The organism is Actinomadura pelletieri DSM 43383, assembly GCF_003634705.1.
Lineage (GTDB): Bacteria > Actinomycetota > Actinomycetes > Streptosporangiales > Streptosporangiaceae > Spirillospora > Spirillospora pelletieri.
Genome location: NZ_RBWU01000005.1, coordinates 725,817 through 748,783 on the forward strand (window position 1 = coordinate 725,817; position 22,967 = coordinate 748,783).

The following is a 22,967-nucleotide window of genomic DNA, read 5'->3' on the forward strand; positions in this document are numbered from 1 at the left end:
AGTGAGACGTCTGAACCCCCGGAAATAGTTCGCGGTCTTTTCAGAAAGATGTCATTCGCCGGAGGGCCTCCCGGCGACGAGGTCGCTCAGCCGGTCACCGAACCGTTCGAGCGGTTGCCGGTACCTGCGTTCACGCGCCCGCGCCCGGCGCTCCTTGCGCGACCCCTCCGCGTACCGGCGCCGCGCCCACGGGGAGCCCGGCCGCGCCAGCCGGACGGCCCCGACGATGGCCAGCACCCCGATGAACAGCCCGAGAAGGCCCGTCCAGACCTTGCCCTTGAGCAGCGCGACGATGGCGACGCACAGGTTGAAGATCAGCGCGAACGCGATCGTCCACCACCCGTCCCCGGCGACCTCGTCCACGCCGAGGGGCCGCAACCCGAGCAGCAGCAGCCCGCACAGCGCGATCGTGATGAAGACCACTTCGACCGACAACCGGCCCTGCTCGCTCCAGTACACGTCCTCCAGGTGCAGCACGAGCGCGAACTCGTCCAGGACAAGGGCGGTGCCCACCCCGAACAGGGCCGCGGCTCCCGCCGCCCACGCCGACGCGTCCTCCTCGATCGCGAGGCCGCCCACCCCGCCGACGCACATGAACACCAGCCCGAACACCACGTGGTGAACGTGATGCCCGCCCGGTGTGACGTTCCCCGGCCACCACCGCACCTGGGCGCGGATCATCCGGACGCTGAACCGGATGAACAGGAACCCGGCGATGAACGCCACGAAGAAGCAGAACAGCCGTAGCCGTCCGGCGTCCGCGATCTCGCGCGAGAACCACTCCCCCACATCGCAGACCTTCCGCCTCCCGCACCACCCCACACCCAACGGTTGGTTACCGGAACACCGTTTTCGCGGGCCGGGGTTCCACGACAATGACCCCGGTGGGCGGTCTGTGAGGGAAACGGGGAAACATGCGGATCTTGACGTGGAACGTGTGGTGGCGGTTCGGGCCGTGGGAGGTGCGCCGGGAGGCGATCGCGTCGACGCTCGCGGACCTCGACTGCGACATCGTCGGACTGCAGGAGGTCTGGGGCGACGGTGCGGAGAATTTGGCCGGGTGGCTCGCCGACCGGCTCGGGATGCACTGGACCTGGGCGGCCTCGGACCGTCCCGGACGCTGGCACGCCCGGCTCGACGGCTCGACGGCCGATGTCGGGGACGCCGTCCTCAGCCGCTGGCCGATCGTCGACCGCGATGTGCTGCGGCTGCCCGCCGAGGGCGGGCGTGACGATGGCCATCAGGCGCTGTTCGCGCTGGTGGACGCCCCCGTCCACCCGGTGCCGTTCTTCACCGTCCACCTCAATTCCGCGCCGCACGAGTCGGCCGTCCGGTGCGCCCAGGTCACGGCCCTGGCTCGGTTCGTCGCGGCCCACGGGAACCACGGGCCCTTTCCTCCCGTGGTCACCGGCGACTACAACGCCCTGCCCGACTCGGACGAGATGCGGCTGCTCGGTGGGTACCGAACGGCGCCCGCCGTCCCGGGTCAGGTCCTGCTCGACGCCTGGGAGTACGCCGACCCGGCGGCGCCCGCCGCCACCTGGGACCCGGCCAACCCCTACGCGGCCCGGACCCTCGAACCCGCCGGCCGCATCGACTACGTCCATGTGGGGCCGCCGGGACCGGGCGGGATCGGCCATGTCCGCTCCGTCCGCCGGGTGGGCGACCGGCCCGTCGACGGGGTCTGGCCGTCCGACCACGCGGCCGTTCTCGCCGAACTGGCCGCCCCGTAGCGGTCACGTACGCTTGGCGCCACGATGGCGGACGAGCGGTTGACGATCGGTGAACTGGCGGGCCGGACGGGTGTCGCCGCCTCGGCGCTGCGCTACTGGGAGGAGTTCGGCCTGCTCCCGCCGCCGGAACGGGTGTCGGGGCGGCGGCGGTATCCGCCGTCGACGGTCGGGCTGGTCGGGGCGATCCTCGCGCTGCGGGACGTCGGTTTCCCGCTCGGCGACATCAGGGCGTTCCTCGGCCCGCACGCGCCCGCCGCCGACGGCTGGCGGGACCTGGCCCGGCGCAAGCTGACCGAACTGGACGAGCACATCGCCCGCGCGCAGACGGCCCGCACCGCGGTCGCCCATGCCCTGGCCTGCCCGCACGAGGACCTCTTCGACTGCCCGACGTTCGCCAAGGTGATCGCGGCGCGGGCGGCCGGGGCGTCCATCGAGGAGCTCCACGGGCACTGAAGACCCCGAACTGGACAAACGCGTAACACATAAGTTACATATTGGGCCATGGACGTGTTCGACGCCGTGGCCGATCCCGTGCGCCGGCGCATCGTGGTGCTGCTCGGCGACGGGCCGCGCACCGCCGGTGCGCTGGCCGCCGCGTTCCCCGACATCAGCCGTCCGGCGGTCAGCCGGCATCTGCGGGTGCTGCGCGAGGCGGGCCTGGTCACGGCGGAACTGGTCGGGCGGGAACGCCACTACCGGGCCGAACTCGGCGCCCTCGCGGAGATCGACCGGTGGCTGGCCACCGTCCGCGGGCAGCTGTGGGACCGGCGCCTCGACGCCCTGGAGACCGAGGTGCACCGCGCCCGGCGCGACCGGCGCGCACGTCCGGAAACCGAAGGACCAGCCGAGAACTCAAGGAGCGCGGGATGACACCGACACCGACCGGCAGGCTGCTCGCCACCGCGACCGGCGCCGACCTACAGCTGACACGCCGGTTCACGACGACGATCGAGGACGTCTGGGCGAGCATCACCGAACCGGAGCGGACGGCCCGGTGGTTCGCGCACTGGAGCGGTGAGGGCGGCGCCGGCACCATCGCGAAGCTCACGCTGACCCACGAGGAGGGGCAGCCGCAGAGCGACCTGACGATCATCGCCTGCGAGCCGCCCCGGCGGCTCGAGGTCGAGGCCGTCGACGAGTACGGCCGCTGGCATCTGGAGGCCCGTCTCGCGGAGGCCGACGGCGTGACGACGCTGACCTTCGTCCACCATCTGGACCCCGACACCGACGCCTCCACCACCGGGCCGGGTTGGGAGTACTACCTCGACCGGCTGACCGCCGTGATCTCCGGCGGGCCCGAACCGAGCTTCGATGACTACTATCCGGGGCAGGCCGCTTACTACAAGGGTCTCACCGCCGAGGAGCCGTAGAGAAGCCCGTCATCGGCCGGGTCCCACGGGCGATGTCTGAGATCTGCAAACCGTGGCGTCCGCCACAGGAAAGACGCGGAGGCCGGGCAGGAGGTTCACTCACGGCAACACGATGTGAGAGGAGCGTTCACATGCCGGAAGCCCCTGGTTCAGAGTTCTGGAAGGACCTCAAGCCGATCGAGAACTCGCTGAGGCCAGACGCCCTGCCGGAGGTGTACATCCCGAATGTCGCCACCGACGACGACCGGTATTACGTGCCGTTCACCGAGACGGTCGGGTCGCGGCCCCTGTGGATCAACGTGAAGGACAACACGTGGTCCGACATCCTGCGGTCCAAGGAGGCCGGGCTCGTCAACCGGCACTACCACCCGCACGAGGTGTTCGCCTACACCATCTCCGGCAAGTGGGGATACCTGGAGCGGCCGTGGACGGCCACCGCCGGTGACTTCGTCTACGAGTCGCCCGGTGAGGGTCACACGCTCGTCGCCTACGAGCACGAAGAGCCGATGAAGACGCTGTTCATCGTCAAGGGCCCCCTCATCTGGCTGGACGAGAACGGTGAGGCCGAAGGGTTCTTCGACGTCCACGACTACATCGACATGTGCCGCAAGCACTACGAGAAGGTCGGCCTGGGAGCCGACTACATCGACTCGCTCTTCCGTTAGACCATGACCAACCTCCTCACGCGGGCCAAGCCCGCGACCACCTCCGACCGGTACGAGAACCGGCTGCTGGTCATCCTTTTCCTGGCCTTCGGCTTCGTGTTCTTCGACCGGCAGGCCCTGGCGTTCCTCGCGCCCTACATGGACGACGACTTCGGGCTGTCCAACTCGCAGCTCGGGTTCCTGTCCGGGGTGCTGGCGCTGACCTGGGCGCTGGCCGGGATGTTCGCCGGGAGCCTGTCGGACCGGTTGGGACGGCGCAAGCCGATCCTGATCGCGGCCGTCGTGCTCTTCTCGCTGTTCTCGTCGGCGTCCGGGCTGATGACCGGGTTCGTCGGGCTGCTCGCGGCACGCGCGCTGATGGGCACCGCCGAGGGCGCGGTGCTGCCGATGGCGCAGTCGCTGATGGTCGAGGCGTCCCGGGAGTCACGGCGCGGCCTCAACATGGGGCTGCTCCAGGGCTCGTCCGCCGGGCTGCTCGGCGGGATCGTGGCGCCGGTGGTGGTCGTGTGGCTCGCCGACAGCTTCGGCTGGCGGACGGCGTTCTTCGTCACGATCGTGCCCGGTCTGATCATCGCCGGGTTGATCGCGAAGTACGTCCTGGAGCGCGCGCCGCGTCTGCGGGAGGCCCCGTCCGGGGCCCCTGGGGAGGTCACCGCGGAGGTCTCCGCGAAGTCCTCCGCGAATGACAGGGCCGCTCCGGCGGCGCCGAAGGTCCCGATCCGGGACGTGCTGCGCCTGCGCAACGTCGTCCTCTGCATGCTGATCGCGCCGTGCTACCTCACCTGGTTCGTCACGCTGATCACCTTCACGCCGAAGTACCTGACGGACGAGAAGGGCTGGGGCTCGGGGACGATGAGCGCCGTCATGACGTGCCTGGGCGTCGCCTGGGTGCTGTGGGGGTTCGCGACTCCGGGCATCTCCGACCGGATCGGGCGCCGGAAGGCGCTGATCGGTTTCACCTCGGTGGCGGTCTTCTGCCCGCTCGCCGTGGTGTACGTGGAGAGCCCGGTGCTGCTCGGCACACTGATGATCCTCACCTACACCGGGCTCGGCTGCTTCACGCTGTTCATGGCGACGATTCCGGCCGAGACCGTACCGCGCGCCGCGCTCGCCACCGCGCTCGGCGTGATCATGGGCGTGGGCGAGCTGGCCGGGGGGTTCCTCGGCCCGCTGGTCGCGGGGCGCGCGTCCGACATCTGGGGACTGGAGGCTGCCATGTTCATCGCCGCCGGAGGCGCGGCGCTCGTCGTGGCGCTGTCGTTCGGGCTTCGTGAGACGGCCCCGGCCGTCCTGCGACGGAAAGGGGTGCACGCGTGAGAGCGGCGGTCTGGCATGGGGCACGGGACGTCCGGGTCGAGGACGTTCCGTCCCGCGACCCCGGCCCCGGGGAGGTCACGATCACCGTCGCGTACTGCGGGATCTGCGGCAGCGACCTGCACGAGTACGCCGACGGGCCGCACGCGATCCCGGTCGGGACGCCGCATCCGGAGTCGGGGCGGACCGCGCCGCTGACGCTCGGGCACGAGTTCAGCGGGACGGTGACCGCGGTCGGCCCGGACGTCACCGGGTTCGCGCCCGGCGACCGGGTCGCGGTCGAGCCGCACTACCGCTGCGGCACCTGCGCGCGCTGTGTGGCCGGTGAGTACAACCTGTGCGACCACTTCGGCTTCGCGGGGCTGATGGGCGACGGCGGCCTGGCGGAACGGGCCAACGTCCCGGCCTACATGCTGCACAAGCTGCCGGACGGGGTCTCGCTCAAGCAGGCGGCCGTGTTCGAACCGGCGGCGGTCGCGCTGCACGGCCTGCGCCGTTCCGCGCTCCGGAACGGTGAGACGGTCGCGGTCGTCGGCCTCGGACCGATCGGGCTGCTCGTCGTGCAGCTCGCCGTCCGCTACGGGGCGGGCCGGGTGATCGCGTGCGACCCGTCGCCGAGCCGCCGCGACCTGGCGGAGCGGCTCGGCGCGGCCGAGACCGTGGACGCCGGTGAGCTGCCCGTCGGGGTCGCCGATCTGGCGTTCGAGGCGGTCGGCACCGAGCGGACCCTGAACGACTGTCTCGCCGCGACCCGGCGCGGCGGCCGCGTCGTGCTGCTCGGCCTCGGCGGCACGTTCGCCGTGGACGCCTTCGCCCTGGTCAACAACGAGCAGTCGATCATCGCCTCGGTCGGGTACCGCGACTGCCACCCCGAACTGATCCGGCTCGTCGACGAGGAGGGCATGGACTTCACGTCCATCGTCACCTCCGTCGTGGCCCTGCCGGACGTGGTCCGCGACGGGTTCGAGACGCTGATGAACACCATGGAGGAGATCAAGGTGCTGGTGCGGCCATGATCGAGGGATTCGAGCCGGGCCTGTTCGCGGGGCGCCGCGCGTTCGTCACCGGCGGCACGTCCGGGATCGGGGCCGCGACCGCGGCGATGTTCGCCGAGCTGGGCGCCGAGGTCATCGCGCTCGGGCTGCGCCCGGCCGACGCGAACGAACTGCCCCGGCACACGGGCGTCCGCATCGTGGAACACGACGTTCTGGACGGTGGCGGCCTGACCGAGCTGATCACGGAGGCGGACCCGCTGGACGTCCTGGTGAACTGCGCCGGGGTCAGCCACGACCGCGACGAGTACGACCTGGAGCGCTGGCGCCGCGTCCTGGACATCAACCTGACCGCGACGATGGTGGCGTGCCAGGCGGCCCGTCCGGCGCTCGCCCGCCGCGGCGGCGCCATCGTCAACGTCTCGTCGATGTTCGCCTTCTCCGGCAGCCGGGACCGTCCCGCCTACAGCGCGAGCAAGGGCGGGATCTCGCAGCTCACCCGGTCCCTGGCGGCCGAGTACGCCGCCGACGGCGTGCGCGTGAACGCGGTCGCGCCCGGGTTCGTCGTCACGCCGCTGGCGCGGGGGCTGCTGGACGACCCGCCCGCGGCGGAGGCGGTCCGGGCCCGGATCCCGGCCGGACGGTACGGGCGGCCGAGGGAGATCGCGTCCGTGGTGGCGTTCCTGTGCTCCCCCGGCGCGTCGTACGTCACCGGAGCGATCCTGCCGGTCGACGGGGGTTACCTGGCCGTATAGCGTCGAACACCGCATAGGCTCCACATGAGGGGGTTCGGCCGACCCGGGGAGGAGCTCACCATGCCGGCACCTGCACAAATGATCTCCCAGGCGAGCACGGAGGAGGTCGATCCGCGCGAGCGCATCGAGTTCTGGGAGGACTACAACCGCAGAGCGCTGGTCGGGCTGTCCTGTTCCTCCTACTCGGACCGGGGCCTGCTGGCGCGGCAGGCCAACTTCAAGCTCGGGGACGTCGAGCTGGCCGACATCAGCGGCAACGCGCACGCCATCGAACGCACCCCGAAGGTGGCCCGGTCGGCCCCGAAGGACTCGGTGTTCGCGTCGCTGCTGGTCACGGGCGAGGCGGTGTTCCTCCACGAGAACGGCTGTCTGTCCGCCACGTCCGGCGACCTGGTCGTGTACGACACGCGGCGGCCGTACCTGTTCGGGTTCTCCTCGTCCATGCGGCAACTGCTGGTCGACATCCCGCGCGACCTGTTCGCGGAGCTGTGCATGCCGGGCGGCGTCCCGGCGCCGATGCTGTTCGGGCGCGGCACGGCCCGTGAGGGCGAGCTGGTCGTGGCGCTGCGCTCGGTCCTGGAGAACCCGCGCGGGGGCGACCCGGCGGGCGCGGGCGACACCGTCCTCGACCTGATCAGGATGCTGGCCACCGAGCGGTCCGGCGGGCGCGCCGCGCCCGCCGCGTACCAGACCCAGCGCATCGTCGCCGAGGACTACATCGAACGGCACCTGCACGACACCTGTCTCACCCCGAGCCAGGTCGCGGGCGTGATGGGGGTGTCGGTCCGGCATCTCGGACGGATCTTCGAGTCGGCGGGCACCACGCCGTCCCGGTACATCCTGGAACGGCGCCTCCAGCGCGCCCATGACGATCTGACCGCGCCGGGCGCGGCGGACACGACCATCGCCGACATCGCCTACCGGTGGGGGTTCTCCAGCCAGGCGCACTTCGCCCGCCACTTCCGCGCCCGGTTCGGCCGCACCCCCACCGAGACGCGGGCCGCTACAGCCGCTCGATGATCGTGGCGTTGGCCTGGCCGCCGCCCTCGCACATGGTCTGGAGCCCGTAGCGTCCGCCGGTGCGCTCCAGCTCGTGGAGCAGCTTGGTCATCAGGACGCCGCCGGTGGCGCCGAGCGGATGGCCGAGCGCGATGGCGCCGCCGTTCGGGTTGGTCTTCTCCAGCGACGCGCCGGTGTCGTGGGCCCAGGCCAGCGGGACGGGCGCGAACGCCTCGTTGACCTCGAAGACGTCGATGTCGCCGATCTTCAGCCCGGCACGGTCCAGGGCCTTCTCCGTCGCGGGAATGGGCCCGGTCAGCATGTAGACGGGGTCGGATCCGCACATCGCGAGGGTGTGGACGCGGGCGCGCGGGGTGAGGCCGTGCCGCCTGACGGCCTCCTCGGACGCGAGCAGCAGCGCGGACGCGCCGATCGAGATCTGGGACGCCGCGGCGGCGGTGATCCGGCCGCCGTCGCGCAGCGGCTTGAGGCCCGCCATCTTCTCCAGGGTCGTGTCGGGGCGGGGCCCCTCGTCCCGGGTCAGCCCGGCGATCGGCGCGATCTCCCGGTCGAAGTAGCCCGCCTCGATGGCCTTGGCGGCGCGCCGGTGGCTCTCCAGGGCGTACCGTTCCAGGTCCTCACGGCTGTGGCCCCATTTCTCGGCCATCAGCTCGGCGCCGCGGAACTGGGAGATCTCCTGCCTGCCGTACCGTTCCGTCCAGCCCTCGCCGAACGGGAACGGCATCCCCTTCTCCAGGGCCATGGTGACGGACGACCCCATGGGGACGATGGCCATCTGCTCGACCCCGGCCGCGACGACGAGGTCCTGGGTGCCCGACAGCACGCCCTGCGCGGCGAAGTGGACCGCCTGCTGGGACGACCCGCACTGCCGGTCGATGGTCACGCCGGGCACGGACTCGGGCAGCCCGGCCGACAGCCACGCGGTGCGCGCGATGTCGAGGGACTGCGGGCCGACCTGCATCACACAGCCCATGATCACGTCTTCGACGGCGGCGGGGTCGACTCCGGTGCGGTTGACGAGTTCCTTCAGCACGTGGGCCCCGAGGTCGGCGGGGTGGACGTCCTTCAGTGCGCCCTTCCTGGTGCCGACCGGGGTCCGGACCGCGCCGACGATGTACGCCTCGGCCACTGCGCCTCCAAGTTCTTCGGTTCCGTCCCGCGACCGAGCGAGATTCGGTGAGTGTCTCGAGATTACATCGCGCGCAGGCAGGTCGCCCCGTCCGCCTCGTCGCCGAGGGACGCCTCGGCGAGCCCGCGCAGGACGTCGGTGAGCTCGGGATGCTCGTCCGGCGACCATCCCTCCAAGTGGTGGGCCAGGCCCTCGCGGCGGGCCGTGAACAGGCGCTCGGCGGCGGCCCGCCCGGGGCCGGTGATGGTGAGGGCGCCGTTCACGCGCCGGACGTACCCGGCGTCGACGAGCCGGTCGACGAACGGGCGGCCCTGCTCGATCGGCACTCCGGCGCGTTCGGCGAGGGCCTTGCCGGTGACCGTCCCGTCCTTGGCGATCCGGCACAGCGCCCAGACGCTGCCCGGCGGCAGCGCGACACCGGCCAGCGTGCTCAGCCGCGCGTACAGCTCCCGGGCCTTCGGGTCCTTCCGCATGAGTTCGCTCAGCGCGCGCTCGATCTCGTGCCTGGACGAACGGACGGTCGGTGCGGCACCGAAACCCTCGCCGTAGTCACGCGTCTGCGAGGTCGCCCGTAGCGGGACCTCACGCAGGAACCACGTCAGGACGAACGCGACGAGCGCCACCGGGACGGCCCAGAAGAACACGGCGTCGATCGACTGCGCGTAGGCGTGCAGGACCTCGTCCTTCACCTGGGCCGGGTACCTGTCGAGCAAGCCCGGATCCCCCTGGACGGCCGCCGGGTTGAACCCGGGCGGCAGTACCCGCGCCAGATCCTCGATGCGGTCGGCGAGCTGGTTGCTGAAGATCGAACCGAACACCGCGACGCCGAACGATCCGCCGATCTGCCGGAAGAACGTCACACCGGACGTGGCCGCGCCCAGATCGCCGTACGGCACGGCGTTCTGCACGGCGATCACCAGGACCTGCAACACCAGGCCCAACCCGAAGCCGAGCAGCGCGAACCGCTGGCTCATCGTCACGGTGGAGGCGTTCTCGTCCAGCCGCGAGCACAGGTACATGCCCAGCGCGATCAGCGGCGTCCCGACCACCGGGAAGACCTTGTAACGGCCGGTGCGGCTGATCAGCTGGCCGGAGCCGATCGAGGCGACCAGCATGCCGAGCATCATCGGCAGCAGGTAAACGCCGGACAGCGTCGGCGACACGCCGTGCACGACCTGAAGGAAGATCGGCAGGAAGGTCAGCGCGCCGAACATCGCGAATCCGACCGCGAAGCTGATCGCCGCGCCCAACGCGAAAACCTGGTTCGCCAGCAGCCGCGGCGGCATGATCGGCTCGGCCGCGCGGCGTTCGACGAGCAGCCACACCACGATCAGGGCGACCGACCCCACGGCGAGCCCGATGATCGGCGCCGACAGCCAGTCGTAGGTCGTCCCGCCCCAGGTCGTCATCAGGACGAGGCCGACGGCCCAGCCGACGATCAGCAGGGTGCCGAGATAGTCGATGCGGTGCCGTTCCCGCTCGCCCGTCGTGCGCAGCACCGCCGCGATGACCAGCAGAGCGACGACGCCGATCGGCAGGTTGATGTAGAACACCCAGCGCCACGACAGGTTGTCGACGAACCAGCCGCCGAGCAGCGGGCCGCACACGCTCGCCACGCCGAAGACCGCGCCGAAAAGCCCCTGGTAACGGCCGCGTTCGCGGGGCGACACCACGTCCCCGACGATCGCGACGACCAGCACCATCAGCCCGCCGCCGCCGAGGCCCTGGACGGCCCGGAAGCCGATCAACTCGGTCATGTCCCGCGCGATGCCACACAGCGCCGAACCGACCAGAAAGATCACGATGGACGTCTGGAACAGCCGTTTGCGCCCGTACTGGTCGCCGAGCTTGCCCCACAGCGGTGTCGAGGCCGTGGCGGCGAGCAGGTACGCCGTGACGACCCACGACAGATGGTTCAGGCCGCCGAGGTCGCTGACGATCGTCGGCAGCGCCGTGGACACGATCGTCTGGTCCAGCGCCGCCAGCAGCAACGCCAGCATCAGCGCCCCGAGCACGACATAGAGGTCCCTGCCCTTGGGCATGGTCCGCTCGTCCGCCGCCGTCGCCGTCCCTGCCGTCATGCCCCGCCCGTACCCGATCACCCGGCGGGCACGCCCGTACCGTCCTCGTGACGACCGACGGGACGAGCCGCGGGCTAGTGGTGGGACGGCTAGCCGAGGACGTCGTGGGCGACCTTCGCGGCGCCCAGGCCCGCGGCGGTCCCCGCGATGCCGACGGCGCCCGCGGTGACCCAGATCGGAAGCCGGGACCGCGTCCGCAGGGCGCTGAACGCGTCGAGGGCGTCCACGGCGAGGCCGATGCGCGCCCACTGACGGCGCGCGGCCGCGTCGCCGCCGAGCAGGTATCCGGCGCCGAGGGCGATCTCCCGGGCGGCGTACAGCCGGACCATGAGGTCACGGCCGGGGTCGGTGCCACGGCTGATTCCGGTCACCCGCATGGCCGGCCCGGGGGCCGCGAACACCGCGAGGCCGAGCCCGATCCGCGCGCGGGCCAGGGTCGTCATCACGCCGTCAAGCCCGTCCCGGCCGTCTGTTTCCATCACATCTGCCACGCAGGGGAGGGTATCCGTGCGCCTCCCTCTCGCGCAGATCCGGGTGACCCGGGCCGTGGACGTCTATCGTTTCCAGAAGGCGGCACTCCCCCCGGACGGAAGGTGACCATGGAAGGCATCCTCGCCCTCATCGTCGTGTCACTCCTCGCCGCGTTCTGCATACGCTGGGCCGCGGTGCGGCTCCGCCTGCCGATGCCCACCCGTGTCGCGGTGATCACGGTGTTCGTTCTGGTGGTCCTGACGATGTACGGCAACCATCTGCGCGGCTGACGTGGCCGCCGACCAAAAAGTCTGTAGAGAATTCCGAACTTACGCCCTCGACGGTGAGTCATAACTGACGAAACCGGATCCACGCCCCGTTCGACGCCCGATGGCGCCTCCGAGCGGTACCCCGTCCGGCGGAGCCGGTTCGAGTCGAGGGAGCCCGACCGCGATGCAGGAGAACGGCGGCGTGATCGCCCCGCACCTGAGGCGACTGCTGGAGTTCGTCGAACCCGACCGCGACGACGTCTGTCTGGACGTCGCGCGCGGACGCGGCCCGATGCCCGCGGCACTCGGCCCGCAGGTACGCCATATGACCGCCGTCGACGCGATGCCCGTCCCCGTGACCGCGCCCGTGCCCGCGGGCGTCCCCGCGTCGGGAACGTCGCGGCGGCGCATGTCGACGGTCGAGTTCGGGACTGGACCGGTCCGCATCGCGGACGGCGACGCGCTCCCGGCCTCCGCGGCGGCCACGACACGCGAGGACCGCATCCCGCATCCGGTGGGCCCCGACGGTGTCCGCATCCGCGCTGACGCCACCGCGCTGCCCTACAGGGACAACACCTTTTCCCTCGTCACCGCCCGGTTCTCGCTCTACAACCTGGGCGACCCCGACCATGTGCTACGCGAGTTGCTGCGGGTGTGCCGTCCCGGCGGCCGGGTCGTCATCGCCGATCTGGTCCGCGGCAACCTCGTCGGGCCCGACCGGGACCGCATCGAACGGCTCCGTGACCCCGACCATCCCGGCACCCCGACCATCGCCCGGCTCACCGAGATGATCACCTCGGCGGGTGGGAGCATCCGCCGCCTCGACGTGTTCACCGTGGAACGCCCGGTGGAGCCGTGGCTCGCGGGGGCGTGCGACGACGAGACCGCCGAACGCATCCGCGTCGCCCTCGTCGACGAGGTGGACGGCGGGCCCCGGACGGGCGCGAAGCCCCGCGTCATCGGCGGCGAACTGTGGTTCACCCAGACCTGGGCGCACGTCGCCGCCGAACCGATCTCCTGACCGGTCGGTGCGCCGCAGCGGGTCCGTCGCGATCGGTGACGGCTCGTCCACCACCCACGCGCGCATGGCGGTCAGGGCGCCAGCGGAAGCTCGAACCAGACGGCCTTGCCGTCGGACGTGGGCCGGGCGCCCCAGCGGCTCGCGAGCTGGTCGACGAGGTAGAGGCCGCGCCCGCCCTCGTCGGTCTCCCCGGCGCTGCGGATGCGCGGCAGCCGCATGTCGGAGTCGAACACCTCGACCCAGATCGCGTCGGCGCCGCGGCGGAGCCGGAGCCGGAACTCCTTGGTCGGCGGCTCGCGGCGGCCGAGTTCGGCACCGAGGTTCCAGTCGTCCTCGTCGAAGGCGCCGCCGTCGAACGATCCGCCGTCGAAGGAGTCGGCGCCGAACGAACCCCGGTCGTAGGGGGCGGCGTCGAGGGTGCCGTTGCCGAAGTCGGTGTTGAACTGGACGGGCGGCGGCGCGCTCAGCGGTTCCCCGCCGCGTCCCGGCGTCCCGGCGGCGACCGGGACGACCATCTCGTGCCGTGGCGCGGGCGTCGCCGTCGCGTGCAGCACGACGTTCGTGACGACCTCGGAGACGAGCAGGCACGCGAGTTCGGACTGCTCGTCCAGCATCCCCCAGGACGCGAACGCGTCGGCGGCCATCCGCCGGGCCTCCGACACCATGATCGGTTCGGCGGTGAAGGTGCGTTCCTCGACGGCGAGCTCGTCCCCGGCGGTGCGGATCACGACGATCGCGACATCGTCGTCGATGTCACCGGGCACGGCCTCGTAGGCGGCGTTGGCGATCGCCTCGACCCCGCCGCGGGCGACCTTCGCGACGGCGGCGCGGACCAGCTCCCGGGACTCCTCGCGGGTGTAGTGGTCGCCGTCGTCCTTGGGCCTGCGGTCGATGAGGCCGTCGGTGTACAGGACGAGGGTGGAGCCGGGTTTCAGCTCCGTCGACTCCTCGTTGAAGAGGATCTCGCCGCCGAGCCCCGGGCCGCGCAGGCCGAGCATGCCGCCCTCGCTCTCGAACGGCAGCTCGTCGACCTGACCGTCGACGACCAGCAGCGGCGGGTCGTGCCCGGCGTTGGCGAACTCCAGCACCCGTGACCACGCGTCGTACACGAAGTAGGTACAGGACACCAGCGGCGGACGGACGAGGTCGTCGCTGTTCCAGCCGGACCGCATCCGTTCGGGCCGCGTCATCGTGCGGACCCACTCGTCCAGCTTGCGGAGGATGTCGGCGGGCGGTTTGTCGTCCTGCGCGAAGGCGCGCAGCGCGGCGCGGAGCTGGCCCATCACGGCGGCGGCGCGGGCGCCGCGGCCCTCGACGTCGCCGATGACGAGCCCGACACGGCCCGCCGACAGCGGGATCACGTCGTACCAGTCGCCGCCGACCTGGGTCTGGATGCCGTGCCCGTGCGACTCCAGCGGGCGGGCCGGCTCGTACCGCCACGCGATCTGGAGGCCGTCCAGACGGGGCGGCCGGTCGCCGGGCAGCAGATGCTTCTGGAAGGCGAGCGCGGTGTCGCGCTCCTCCTCGAACAGCAGCGCGTTGTCGACGGCGAGCGCGACGCGGCTGGCGATGGCGCCGAGCAGGTCGCGGTCGAAGCCGTCGTAGTGCGGGTCGGGCCGCTTGGACAGGTTCGACAGGGCGAGGCTCATCACGCCGAGCAGCTCACCGCGCACCAGCAGCGGCGCGGAGATCACCGAGGTGACGCCCATGGAGTCGCCGAGCCGCTGGGTCGACTCGTTCGGCGCGGCGAACCGGTGTTGGATCATGTCCTCGACGAGGACGGCGTCGCGCCGGTTCATCGCCTTCTCGCTGGGATGCCCCGGCGGGTAGGACACGGGCTCGCCGACCTCGGCCCAGGTGCCGGGCGGCGGTTCCCAGCCGCCCGCGTGCCGCGACACCCGCCGGTAGAGCCGGTCGCCGCTGTACAGGTCGATGAAGCAGTGGTCGGCGAACTGCGGGACGAGCGTGTCGGCCACCCGCCGCAGCGTGCTCTCCAGCTCCAGGGACCCGGCGAGCCGCTCCCCGATGCGCTCCATCAGGCCGTAGCGGTCCTGTTCGCGCTGGTTGGAGCGGAGCGCCTCGCGGGCGAAGATGACGACGCCGTCGACCGCGCCGGACGGGTGGCGCAACGGCACGGCGTGGGCGCGGGTGTAGACGGTGGTGCCGTCCACGCGCAGGTTGCAGAACGTGCCCTCCCACACGCCGCCCTTGAGGACGTGCCGGGCGAGTTCGGTGGCCTGCTCGTGGTCCTCCTCGGCGATGCCGAGGGAGAGGATGGAGTGGCCGATGATCTCGTCGCCGCCGAACCCGAAGAGCTGGCGGGCGAAGGCGTTGCCGTAGATGACGTTGCTGAAGCGGTCGCAGACGATGACCGCCATCTCCATCTGGTTGAGGACGGTCTCGGGTGGCAGATGCGCCTCGTCGGGCGCTTCCCCCCAGTGGTTCATGTCCCCATCCCGATACCCTGACCAAGCCGTCCGGCGACCGCGTCGTCCGGGCGCGGCCACCCACCGCCGCCCCGCCCGACGGTCACCCGGTGTCGCGGCACGGGCGCCGCGCGAACCTCTCCCGTCGTATTGAACGACGAACCCGCCACGGGGGTGCGCTCGAACGGCCCGCCACTGTGGAGATCTTCGGTATAGACCGTCGAGACCGCACCCCGTACATGACCCCGTACGCAGGCAGCCCGGACGAACACTCCCCGTGCATGGGCACCTCGGACAAAGGCACCCGGACCCGTACGCACCCCCGTAGCACGCACGCCGATCGTGTCAGCGCCTGCTGACGAAAACGTGTTCGGCGATGTCGCGCGGCAGTTCCGTCGCGGGACTGTCGGCATCGTCGTCACTGATCACCTGCACCCCGTCATCGGTCGCCCGAAGCGTCACCTCTCGTCCCGGTTGTATCCCTATTTGCTTGAGTCTAAGCATCAGGTCGCTGTCGCTCTGCACCTGCTCGCTGATCCGTCGGATCACCGCTCCCGCGCCACCGGGGGTGGCCACGACGGTCATCACCGACAGCGGACCCGAATCGGCGTAGGCGCCGCGTCCGCCCAGCTCGTCCAGGCCGGGAATCGGGTTTCCGTGCGGGCAGGTCGTCGGATTGTCCAGCAGCGCGACGAGGCGGCGTTCCACGTCCTCGGACATGACGTGCTCCCACCGGCACGCCTCGATGTGGACGTCTTCCCAGGGCAGCCCGATCACGTTGACCAGGAGACACTCGGCGAGCCTGTGCTTGCGCATGACGCGCGTGGCCAGACCGCGACCGTTCTCGGTCAATTCCAGATGCCGATCGCCCTCGACCCGTAGGAGACCGTCGCGCTCCATCCGCGCGACCGTCTGGCTCACCGTCGGGCCGCTCTGGGAGAGCCGCTCCGCGATGCGCGCGCGGAGGGGAACGATCCCCTCCTCTTCAAGCTCGAAAACCGTCCGGAGGTACATCTCCGTGGTATCGATCAGGCCGTGTGAGGTCACAGCTCCCTCCACTCTTATGGGCAGGAGTCTACTTGCTCGGACCTCGCGTCGCCGGGCCCAGCGAATATCCCCCTGAAGCTGGGTAGGGACAACGAACGATGAGCGCGAAAACTTCCCAAAGCGCCGAGTTTTTCCTGCCCGACACCCTCGAAAAACGAGGCGACCTGGACGAGCTGCGCCACGCGGCGGCCGGATGCCGGGGCTGTGGCTTGTACGAGAACGCCACCCAGACCATCTTCGGCGAGGGCTCTCCAGGCGGACGAGTCATGTTCGTCGGCGAGCAGCCCGGCGACCAGGAGGACCGTAAGGGACATCCGTTCGTCGGCCCGGCCGGACGGATCCTCGACCGGGCACTGGAGGAGGCGGGCATCGAGCGCGGCGACGTGTACGTCACCAACGCCGTCAAGCACTTCAAGTTCAAGCGGCGGGAAGGCGGGAAGCGGCGCATCCACGAATCGCCGAGCGCGGGCGAGATCCGCGCGTGCCGTCCCTGGCTGGCGGCGGAGCTGCGGCTGCTCGACCCGGACGTGGTGGTGACGCTGGGCGCCACGGCGGGCAAGGCGCTGCTCGGGCCGTCATTCCGCGTGACCAAGGAGCGTGGACGGCTGCTCGACCTTCCGGATCAGGAGACGTCCGACGCACGGGTCGTCGCGACGATCCATCCGTCCGCCGTACTGCGGGCCGAGGACCGGGACGCGATGTACGCCGGTTTCCTCGACGACCTCAAGGTCGTCGCCGCGGCCCTTCGCTGACTCTCACCTCCCCTCGCTGACTCCTACCTCCCCTCGCTGACTCTCACCTCCCTTCGCTGACTCTTACTTCGTCACCCGTACCGGTTCGGCCTGCACCGGTTCGGCGGTGCGCGTGTCGTAGCGCAACAGCGCCGGAACGGCGAACCCGACCAGCACGACCAGGACCGCGCAGGCCAGTCCGCCGCCCACCCAGGACGCGGTGACACCGGTGACGCTCGCGGTCGCACCGGCCCGGACGTCCCCCAGCCTCGGACCGCCCGCGACGACGACGGTGAAGACGCCCTGGAGGCGGCCGCGCATCTCGTCCGGCGCGTACGTCTGGAGCATCGACTGGCGGAACACCGCCGACACCAGGTCGGCCGCGCCGCCGACGGCGAGCAGCGCCAGCGCGAGCCACAGGTGTCCGGTCAGCCCGGCGGCGGCCACCGCGAGACCCCAGATCGCGATGGACACGATCAGCGCGATCCCCTGCCGGTGGACGCGCCCGATCCATCCGGACGACAGCCCGCCGAGGAACGCGCCGACGGCGATGGCGGCGAACAGGTATCCGACCGCCTCCTCACCGCCGAAACGGGTCTCGGCGACCTCGGGGAACAGCGCGCGCGGCATCGCGATCCCCATCGCGATGATGTCCACGACGAACGACATCATCAGGACCGGCTGCCCCACCAGGAAGCGCAGGCCGATGAGCACCGACCGCATTCCCGGGGCCCCGACGACGTCGTGGAGCGGCGGCATCGCGGGCAGGCGCACCGCCGCGTAGAGCGCGACCGTGAACAGGACGGCGTCCACCGCGTACGCCGCGCCGTATCCCCAGTGGACGAGGATCACGCCCGCGAACAGGGGGCCGGCCAGTCCGCCGCCCTGGAGGACGGTGAAGTTGAGCGTGTTGGCAGCCGGCACGAGCGGCGCCTCGATCAGCCGCGGGATGATCGCGCTGCGGGCGGGCGAGGACACCGCGAACCCGATGGACTGGATCGCCACCACCGCCATGATCAGGCCGAGGCTCTCGATGCCGAGCGCCGCCTGGAGGAACAGCAGCAGGGTCGCGGCCCACGTGACACAGGACGCGATGAGCAGCAGCCTGCGCCGGTCCATGTGGTCGGCGATCGCGCCGCCCCACAGCCCGAACACGATCAGCGGGACGAGGCCGGCCACGCCGAGCGCGCCCACCCAGAACGACGACCCGGTCATGTCGTACACCTGGACCGGAACGGCGACGGCGGTGACCTGGTACCCGATGAACGACACGCCCTGCCCGACCCACAGCCGCCGGTACGCCGGCTGCGCCAGCGGCCGGGTGTCGATCGCCAGCCGCCGCAGCCCGCCGCTCCGGTTCCGCCGTTCTCGTCGGTTCTGCCGTTTTCGCCGTCTTCGGGGGGTGTCAGTAGCGTCCTGGGGGGTTGACTGCTGTTCCTGCGTCACGGAGACAGTCTCTCCACCACCCATTCGTCCGTGTTCTCCCGGGTCACCCGGCGGTACCGGATCCGGTCGTGGAGGCGGTCGCGGCGGCCCTGCCAGAACTCGACCGACTCGGGGACCACGCGGTAGCCGCCCCAGAAGTCCGGCAGGGGGACGGCGCCCTCCAGCGGCGTCGCCGCGTCCGGTGGCTCCTCGGGCCAGCGTTCGGCCAGTTCCGCGAACCGCCGTTCGAGGACGTCCCGTCCGGTGATGACACCGGACTGCCGTTCGCTGGCCCACGCGCCTATTCGCGACCCGTGCGGCCGCGTCTGGAAATACGCGGCGACCTCGTCCCGGGTCAGTTCGACCACCGGCCCGGCGACCCGGACCTGGCGGTGCATCGCGTGCCAGGGGAACACCAGCGCGGCCCGCGGGTTCTCCGCGAGTTCACGGCCCTTCTGGGACGTCAGGTTCGTGAAGAAACGGAACCCTCGCGGCCCGTATCCCTTCAACAGGACCGTCCGGGCGCTCGGAACGCCGTCGGCGGACGCCGTGGCGAGCACCATCGCGTTCGGCTCCGGCAGGCCGAACGCGTGCACGTCGGCGAACCAGGCGGCGAACAACGCGAACGGGTCGGCGGGGAGGGAGCGTTCCGACAGTTCGCCGCCCTCGTAGGAACTGCGGAGCCGCGCGGGGTCGGGCTTTGGGGATTCCACAGCGTCTGAGCCTCTCACCTGGCCGTTGTGCAACTCGCACGCACCCTGGGTACTGGACGGTAAAGCCGACAGGGTTCAATGGCACGGCACCGCCTTATCACTCCTGGAGACGAAAGGCAGGACGAAACATGTCCGACTTCAAACCCGGGCTCGAGGGGGTCGTCGCCTTCGAGACCGAGATCGCCGAACCGGACAAGGAGGGCGGCGCCCTCCGGTACCGGGGAGTCGATATCGAGGAACTCGTCGGCAGCGTCTCCTTCGGCGACGCCTGGGGACTCCTCGTCGACGACAGCTTCGACCCGGGCCTCACCCCCGCCGAACCGCACATCCTGCCCGTCACGTCCGGTGACGTCCGGGTGGACGTGCAGAGCGCCCTCCCCACCCTCGCCCCCGCCTACGGGATGCGGCCGCTGCTCGACATCTCCGACGAGGAGGCCCGCGCCGACCTCGCCCGGGTGTCGGTGACGGCCCTGTCGTTCGTGGCGCAGTCGGCGCGCGGCATCGGCGTACCGATGGTCCCGCAGGACAAGATCGACGCGGCGACGACGATCACCGAGCGGTTCATGGTCCGGTGGCGCGGCGAGCCCGATCCGAAGCATGTCCAGGCCATCGACGCCTACTGGGTGTCGGCCGCCGAGCACGGGCTGAACGCCTCCACCTTCACCGCCCGCGTGATCGCCTCCACCGGCGCGGACGTGGCGGCCGCCATCTCCGGCGCGATCGGCGCCATGTCCGGCCCGCTGCACGGCGGCGCGCCCGCCCGGGTGCTGCCGATGATCGAGCGGGTGGAGCAGCTCGGCGACGCCCGCAAGGTCGTCACCGACATCCTCGACTCCGGCGAACGGCTGATGGGCTTCGGGCACCGCGTGTACCGCGCCGAGGACCCGCGCGCCCGCGTCCTGCGCCGCACCGCCAAGGAACTGGGCGCGCCGCGCTTCGAGGCCGCCAAGGCGCTGGAGGACGCCGCCCTGGCCGTGCTGCGCGAACGCCGTCCGGACCGTCCGATCGAGACGAACGTGGAGTTCTGGGCGGCGGTCGTCCTCGACTTCGCCGAGGTCCCGACCGCGATGATGCCCGCCCTGTTCACCTGCGGTCGCACCGCCGGGTGGGCCGCGCACATCATGGAGCAGAAGCGCACGGGACGGCTCGTCCGTCCGAGCGCCAGGTACACCGGCCCGGGAACCCGGTCCATCCACGACGTGCCCGGGGCCGCGAAGGTCGTCAAGCCGCAGGCCGGCTGACCGGCCGCACGTCCCCCCTCGCCCCATCCCCCGAACAGACGTGTTTCGGCCCCCGGGTCCGGCCGGGGGCCTGGTTCGTCGCCGGACACCCGCCCCCCGGTCTGCTGACCGCTGGCATGATGGGCGGCGTGGGCCAGGACCGCGACGAGGCTCTCGAAGAGCTTCGACGCCACGAGGCGGAACGCGAGACACGGCGCCGCCGTACCAACGCCGCAGCCGGACGGGTCGCCGCCGTGATCTCCGCGGCGTTCCTGGCGTTCCTCACCTACGACTCCGCGCGCACGGCCGTGCGCGCCCGCGCGCGTGGCGACGACTGGATCTACCCGCCCGCGGTGGTCGGCGCCGTCTGCGCGGTCGCACTTGTGGCCCTGCTGACCTGGGCCATACGGCGGGTCAAGTAGCCTTGCGTGAGTGACCGAAAGCGCGAATCCCACCATTGACATTCCCGCCGACATCAAGCCCGCGGACGGCCGCTTCGGGTGCGGCCCGTCGAAGGTCCGTCCCGAGCAGCTGGCGGCGCTCGCGGAGTCCGGCTCCACCTACATGGGCACCTCGCACCGGCAGAAGCCGGTGAAGTCCCTGGTCGGACGTGTCCGGGAGGGCCTGTCGCAGTTGTTCTCGCTGCCCGACGGGTACGAGGTCGTGCTCGGCAACGGCGGCACCACCGCGTTCTGGGACGCCGCCGCGTTCGGGCTCGTCCGGCAGCGGTCGCAGCACCTGACGTTCGGCGAGTTCTCCAGCAAGTTCGCCAAGGTCACCACCACCGCGCCGTGGCTCGGGGAGCCGACGGTCATCACCGGCCCGCCCGGAACGCACCCGGAGGCGTCGGCCGAGGAGGACGTCGACGTCTACGCCCTCACCCACAACGAGACCTCGACCGGCGTCGCGATGCGGATCGGGCGCCCGGCGGGCACCACGGCCCGCGAGGGGCTCGTGCTGGTGGACGCCACCTCGGGCGCGGGCGGCCTGCCCGTGGACGTGTCCGAGACGGACGTGTACTACTTCGCGCCGCAGAAGTGCTTCGCGGCCGACGGCGGTCTCTGGGTGGCGCTGGCGTCCCCGGCGGCGCTGGAGCGGATCGACGAGATCGCCAATTCCGACCGGTACATCCCCGAGTTCCTCAACCTTAAGACGGCGGTCGACAACTCCGCCAAGGACCAGACCTACAACACCCCCGCCGTGGCGACGCTGCTGCTGTTCGCCGAGCAGATCGAGTGGATGAACTCCCAGGGCGGGCTCGGCTGGACGACGGCCCGCACGGCCGACTCGTCCCAGCGGCTCTACACGTGGGCGGAGAAGACGTCGTACACGACGCCGTTCGTCGTCGACCCGGCGCAGCGTTCGCAGGTCGTCGGGACGATCGACTTCACCGACGACGTGGACGCGGCGGCCGTCGCGAAGGCGCTGCGGGCCAACGGGATCGTCGACACCGAGCCGTACCGCAAGCTGGGCCGCAACCAGCTCCGCATCGGCATGTTCCCGGCGATCGACCCGGACGACGTCGAGGCCCTCACCGCCTGCGTCGACTACGTCGTCGAGCGCCTCTGACCGGTCAGGCGACCGAAAGGACCGAACCGTCCGGCCCGCCCGGACGGTTCAGTACGCGGTGGCGCAGGCCCGCGCGGTCGCATTCCTCGTCGTCGGGGGTGAAGCCCGTCCAGACGCGGTCGTCCATGTCGGTGTCCCTGGCCGTCGGGAGGAACGTGGCCGTCGCGAGCACGTCGGGCACGTCCCGGCGGCCGGGACGCTGTTCCATGCCGACCTTCAGGTAGGTGCCCTCGCGGAGCATGACGACGGTGACGAACGTGACCCGCGTGTGCTCCTGCACCTCCCGGAACCAGCGCGGGTTGGACGCCCAGTAGATGTTCTGGTCGGTGTCCACGGCCACGGTCAGCGGGCTGAGCGCGGCGCGGGCCAGGTGTACCTCGGTCGGACGGTCGCGGTCGACCCAGACCAGCGCGGCCCGTCCGACCAGGGCCTCCAGTACCCCGGTCACGTCCGAGGGGCCCTCGCAGCCCGCAAGGGCCTGGAAGATCGGTTCGCTGTCGGTCGTTCCGGCGGCGGGCGGCAGCGGGAAGCGCGACCGCAGCCCGGCCGCGTCGATGTCGCCGTTGTGGGCGGCGACGACGATCGCGGCGGGGCCGTCCGCCCCCGCGACGACCAGCGGGCCCGCGTTGTTCGGCTCGGCCGTCGATCCCTGCGTGGCCCAGCGGGTGTGCCCGAGGACGACCGGCGCGCGGTCGAGCTCGGGCAGGAACTCCGACCGCCAGATCCCGGAGAAGCGGCCGCGTCCCTTCACGACACGGCAGCCTCCGCCCGGCTCGGGTCGCCCGCCCGGCAGCCCGGCCAGGCCGGCCAGGCCGGGCCATCCGCCGAGGAGCGCCAGCCCCGCCGAGTCCGTACCGCGTTCCTCCGCGAGCGCGCCCAGCGCGACGAACACGTCCGACGCCCGCCCCGGGTCGTCGGCGAACGGTGAACGCACCAGCCCGAACAGTCCGCACATGTTGGGTGAGATGCGCGCGGGGGGCGTGCGGTTCGACCCGCTCACGACGCCGAATAAGCTC

24 protein-coding genes are annotated in these 22,967 nt (G+C 71.3%); 15 read left to right on the plus strand and 9 right to left on the minus strand.

Features of this window, described 5'->3' with window-relative positions; genetic code table 11:
• Nucleotides 1-51: 51 nt before the first annotated feature.
• The gene (locus BZB76_RS25035) at nt 52-789 is read right to left on the minus strand and encodes a hypothetical protein (RefSeq protein WP_121436806.1); all 738 of its coding nucleotides are present in this window, start codon (nt 787-789) and stop codon (nt 52-54) included.
• 125 nt (nt 790-914) lie between these two features.
• Between BZB76_RS25035 and BZB76_RS25040 the strand changes: the two genes are divergently transcribed.
• From BZB76_RS25040 to BZB76_RS25080, 9 genes are all read left to right on the plus strand, one after another.
• Nucleotides 915-1,733: an endonuclease/exonuclease/phosphatase family protein gene (locus tag BZB76_RS25040; protein WP_121436807.1), complete on the plus strand. Its 819-nt coding sequence runs from the start codon at nt 915-917 to the stop codon at nt 1,731-1,733.
• A 24-nt stretch (nt 1,734-1,757) separates the two neighbouring features.
• On the plus strand, nt 1,758-2,186 hold the full coding sequence (locus BZB76_RS25045; protein ID WP_121436808.1) for a MerR family transcriptional regulator: 429 nt from the start codon (nt 1,758-1,760) through the stop codon (nt 2,184-2,186).
• Between the two features lie 48 nt (nt 2,187-2,234).
• Nucleotides 2,235-2,603 (plus strand): ArsR/SmtB family transcription factor, encoded by a 369-nt coding sequence (locus BZB76_RS25050; protein ID WP_121436809.1) that lies wholly within the window; start codon nt 2,235-2,237, stop codon nt 2,601-2,603.
• Complete coding sequence (locus BZB76_RS25055; protein ID WP_121436810.1) at nt 2,600-3,103, plus strand: SRPBCC family protein; 504 nt, start codon at nt 2,600-2,602, stop codon at nt 3,101-3,103. Before BZB76_RS25050 ends, BZB76_RS25055 begins: the two co-directional genes overlap by 4 nt.
• A 131-nt stretch (nt 3,104-3,234) precedes the next feature.
• Nucleotides 3,235-3,768 (plus strand): 2,4'-dihydroxyacetophenone dioxygenase family protein, encoded by a 534-nt coding sequence (locus BZB76_RS25060; protein ID WP_121436811.1) that lies wholly within the window; start codon nt 3,235-3,237, stop codon nt 3,766-3,768.
• A gap of 3 nt (nt 3,769-3,771) precedes the next feature.
• Nucleotides 3,772-5,085 (plus strand): MFS transporter, encoded by a 1,314-nt coding sequence (locus BZB76_RS25065; RefSeq protein ID WP_121436812.1) that lies wholly within the window; start codon nt 3,772-3,774, stop codon nt 5,083-5,085.
• Nucleotides 5,082-6,098, plus strand: coding sequence for a 2,3-butanediol dehydrogenase (locus BZB76_RS25070; RefSeq protein ID WP_121436813.1), 1,017 nt, complete (start codon nt 5,082-5,084; stop codon nt 6,096-6,098). Before BZB76_RS25065 ends, BZB76_RS25070 begins: the two co-directional genes overlap by 4 nt.
• A complete protein-coding gene (locus BZB76_RS25075; protein ID WP_121436814.1) occupies nt 6,095-6,829 on the plus strand; it encodes an SDR family NAD(P)-dependent oxidoreductase in 735 nt (244 codons plus the stop codon). The genes BZB76_RS25070 and BZB76_RS25075 overlap by 4 nt, the downstream gene beginning before the upstream one ends.
• A 60-nt stretch (nt 6,830-6,889) precedes the next feature.
• The gene (locus BZB76_RS25080; protein ID WP_121436942.1) at nt 6,890-7,849 is read left to right on the plus strand and encodes a helix-turn-helix domain-containing protein; all 960 of its coding nucleotides are present in this window, start codon (nt 6,890-6,892) and stop codon (nt 7,847-7,849) included.
• On the opposite strand, the gene BZB76_RS25085 is transcribed toward BZB76_RS25080, so the two are convergent.
• From BZB76_RS25085 to BZB76_RS25095, 3 genes are all read right to left on the minus strand, one after another.
• On the minus strand, nt 7,833-8,978 hold the full coding sequence (locus BZB76_RS25085) for an acetyl-CoA C-acetyltransferase (RefSeq protein ID WP_121436815.1): 1,146 nt from the start codon (nt 8,976-8,978) through the stop codon (nt 7,833-7,835). The two genes, BZB76_RS25080 and BZB76_RS25085, sit on opposite strands and share 17 nt — an antisense overlap.
• 62 nt (nt 8,979-9,040) lie before the next feature.
• Nucleotides 9,041-11,059, minus strand: coding sequence for a DHA2 family efflux MFS transporter permease subunit (locus BZB76_RS25090; protein WP_121436943.1), 2,019 nt, complete (start codon nt 11,057-11,059; stop codon nt 9,041-9,043).
• Between the two features lie 89 nt (nt 11,060-11,148).
• Nucleotides 11,149-11,550 (minus strand): hypothetical protein, encoded by a 402-nt coding sequence (locus BZB76_RS25095; protein ID WP_246007180.1) that lies wholly within the window; start codon nt 11,548-11,550, stop codon nt 11,149-11,151.
• Nucleotides 11,551-11,658: 108 nt separating this feature from the next.
• Here BZB76_RS25095 and BZB76_RS34930 point away from each other — a divergent pair, with 108 nt between their 5' ends.
• Together BZB76_RS34930 and BZB76_RS25100 are read left to right on the plus strand one after the other, a co-directional pair.
• The gene (locus tag BZB76_RS34930) at nt 11,659-11,820 is read left to right on the plus strand and encodes a hypothetical protein (RefSeq protein WP_170180733.1); all 162 of its coding nucleotides are present in this window, start codon (nt 11,659-11,661) and stop codon (nt 11,818-11,820) included.
• 163 nt (nt 11,821-11,983) lie between these two features.
• A complete protein-coding gene (locus BZB76_RS25100) occupies nt 11,984-12,820 on the plus strand; it encodes a class I SAM-dependent methyltransferase (RefSeq protein WP_121436817.1) in 837 nt (278 codons plus the stop codon).
• Between the two features lie 71 nt (nt 12,821-12,891).
• Here the strand turns inward: BZB76_RS25100 and BZB76_RS25105 are convergent, their stop codons facing one another.
• Together BZB76_RS25105 and BZB76_RS25110 are read right to left on the minus strand one after the other, a co-directional pair.
• A complete protein-coding gene (locus BZB76_RS25105) occupies nt 12,892-15,267 on the minus strand; it encodes a SpoIIE family protein phosphatase (protein WP_121436818.1) in 2,376 nt (791 codons plus the stop codon).
• 324 nt (nt 15,268-15,591) lie between these two features.
• Nucleotides 15,592-16,293, minus strand: a complete 702-nt coding sequence (locus tag BZB76_RS25110; RefSeq protein ID WP_121436819.1) for an iron-dependent transcriptional repressor DtxR — start codon at nt 16,291-16,293, stop codon at nt 15,592-15,594.
• A 98-nt stretch (nt 16,294-16,391) separates the two neighbouring features.
• Between BZB76_RS25110 and BZB76_RS25115 the strand changes: the two genes are divergently transcribed.
• Entirely contained in the window at nt 16,392-17,045 is a 654-nt protein-coding gene (locus tag BZB76_RS25115) for a UdgX family uracil-DNA binding protein (protein ID WP_121436820.1), read from the plus strand.
• Between the two features lie 63 nt (nt 17,046-17,108).
• On the opposite strand, the gene BZB76_RS25120 is transcribed toward BZB76_RS25115, so the two are convergent.
• Entirely contained in the window at nt 17,109-18,470 is a 1,362-nt protein-coding gene (locus tag BZB76_RS25120; protein WP_246007181.1) for an MFS transporter, read from the minus strand.
• Nucleotides 18,467-19,162, minus strand: coding sequence for a pyridoxamine 5'-phosphate oxidase (gene pdxH, locus BZB76_RS25125; RefSeq protein ID WP_121436822.1), 696 nt, complete (start codon nt 19,160-19,162; stop codon nt 18,467-18,469). The genes BZB76_RS25120 and pdxH overlap by 4 nt, the downstream gene beginning before the upstream one ends.
• 128 nt (nt 19,163-19,290) lie before the next feature.
• On the opposite strand from pdxH, the gene BZB76_RS25130 reads away from it, so the two are divergent.
• The 3 genes from BZB76_RS25130 to serC all read left to right on the plus strand — a co-directional run bounded on the left by BZB76_RS25130 (nt 19,291) and on the right by serC (nt 21,951).
• Nucleotides 19,291-20,403: a citrate synthase 2 gene (locus BZB76_RS25130; RefSeq protein WP_121436823.1), complete on the plus strand. Its 1,113-nt coding sequence runs from the start codon at nt 19,291-19,293 to the stop codon at nt 20,401-20,403.
• 128 nt (nt 20,404-20,531) lie between these two features.
• Nucleotides 20,532-20,804, plus strand: a complete 273-nt coding sequence (locus BZB76_RS25135; protein WP_147449527.1) for a hypothetical protein — start codon at nt 20,532-20,534, stop codon at nt 20,802-20,804.
• 10 nt (nt 20,805-20,814) lie between these two features.
• Nucleotides 20,815-21,951, plus strand: coding sequence for a phosphoserine transaminase (serC, locus tag BZB76_RS25140; RefSeq protein ID WP_121436825.1), 1,137 nt, complete (start codon nt 20,815-20,817; stop codon nt 21,949-21,951).
• A gap of 4 nt (nt 21,952-21,955) precedes the next feature.
• Here serC and BZB76_RS25145 read toward each other — a convergent pair whose 3' ends face one another.
• A complete protein-coding gene (locus BZB76_RS25145; protein WP_170180734.1) occupies nt 21,956-22,885 on the minus strand; it encodes a class II glutamine amidotransferase in 930 nt (309 codons plus the stop codon).
• Nucleotides 22,886-22,967 lie beyond the last annotated feature (82 nt).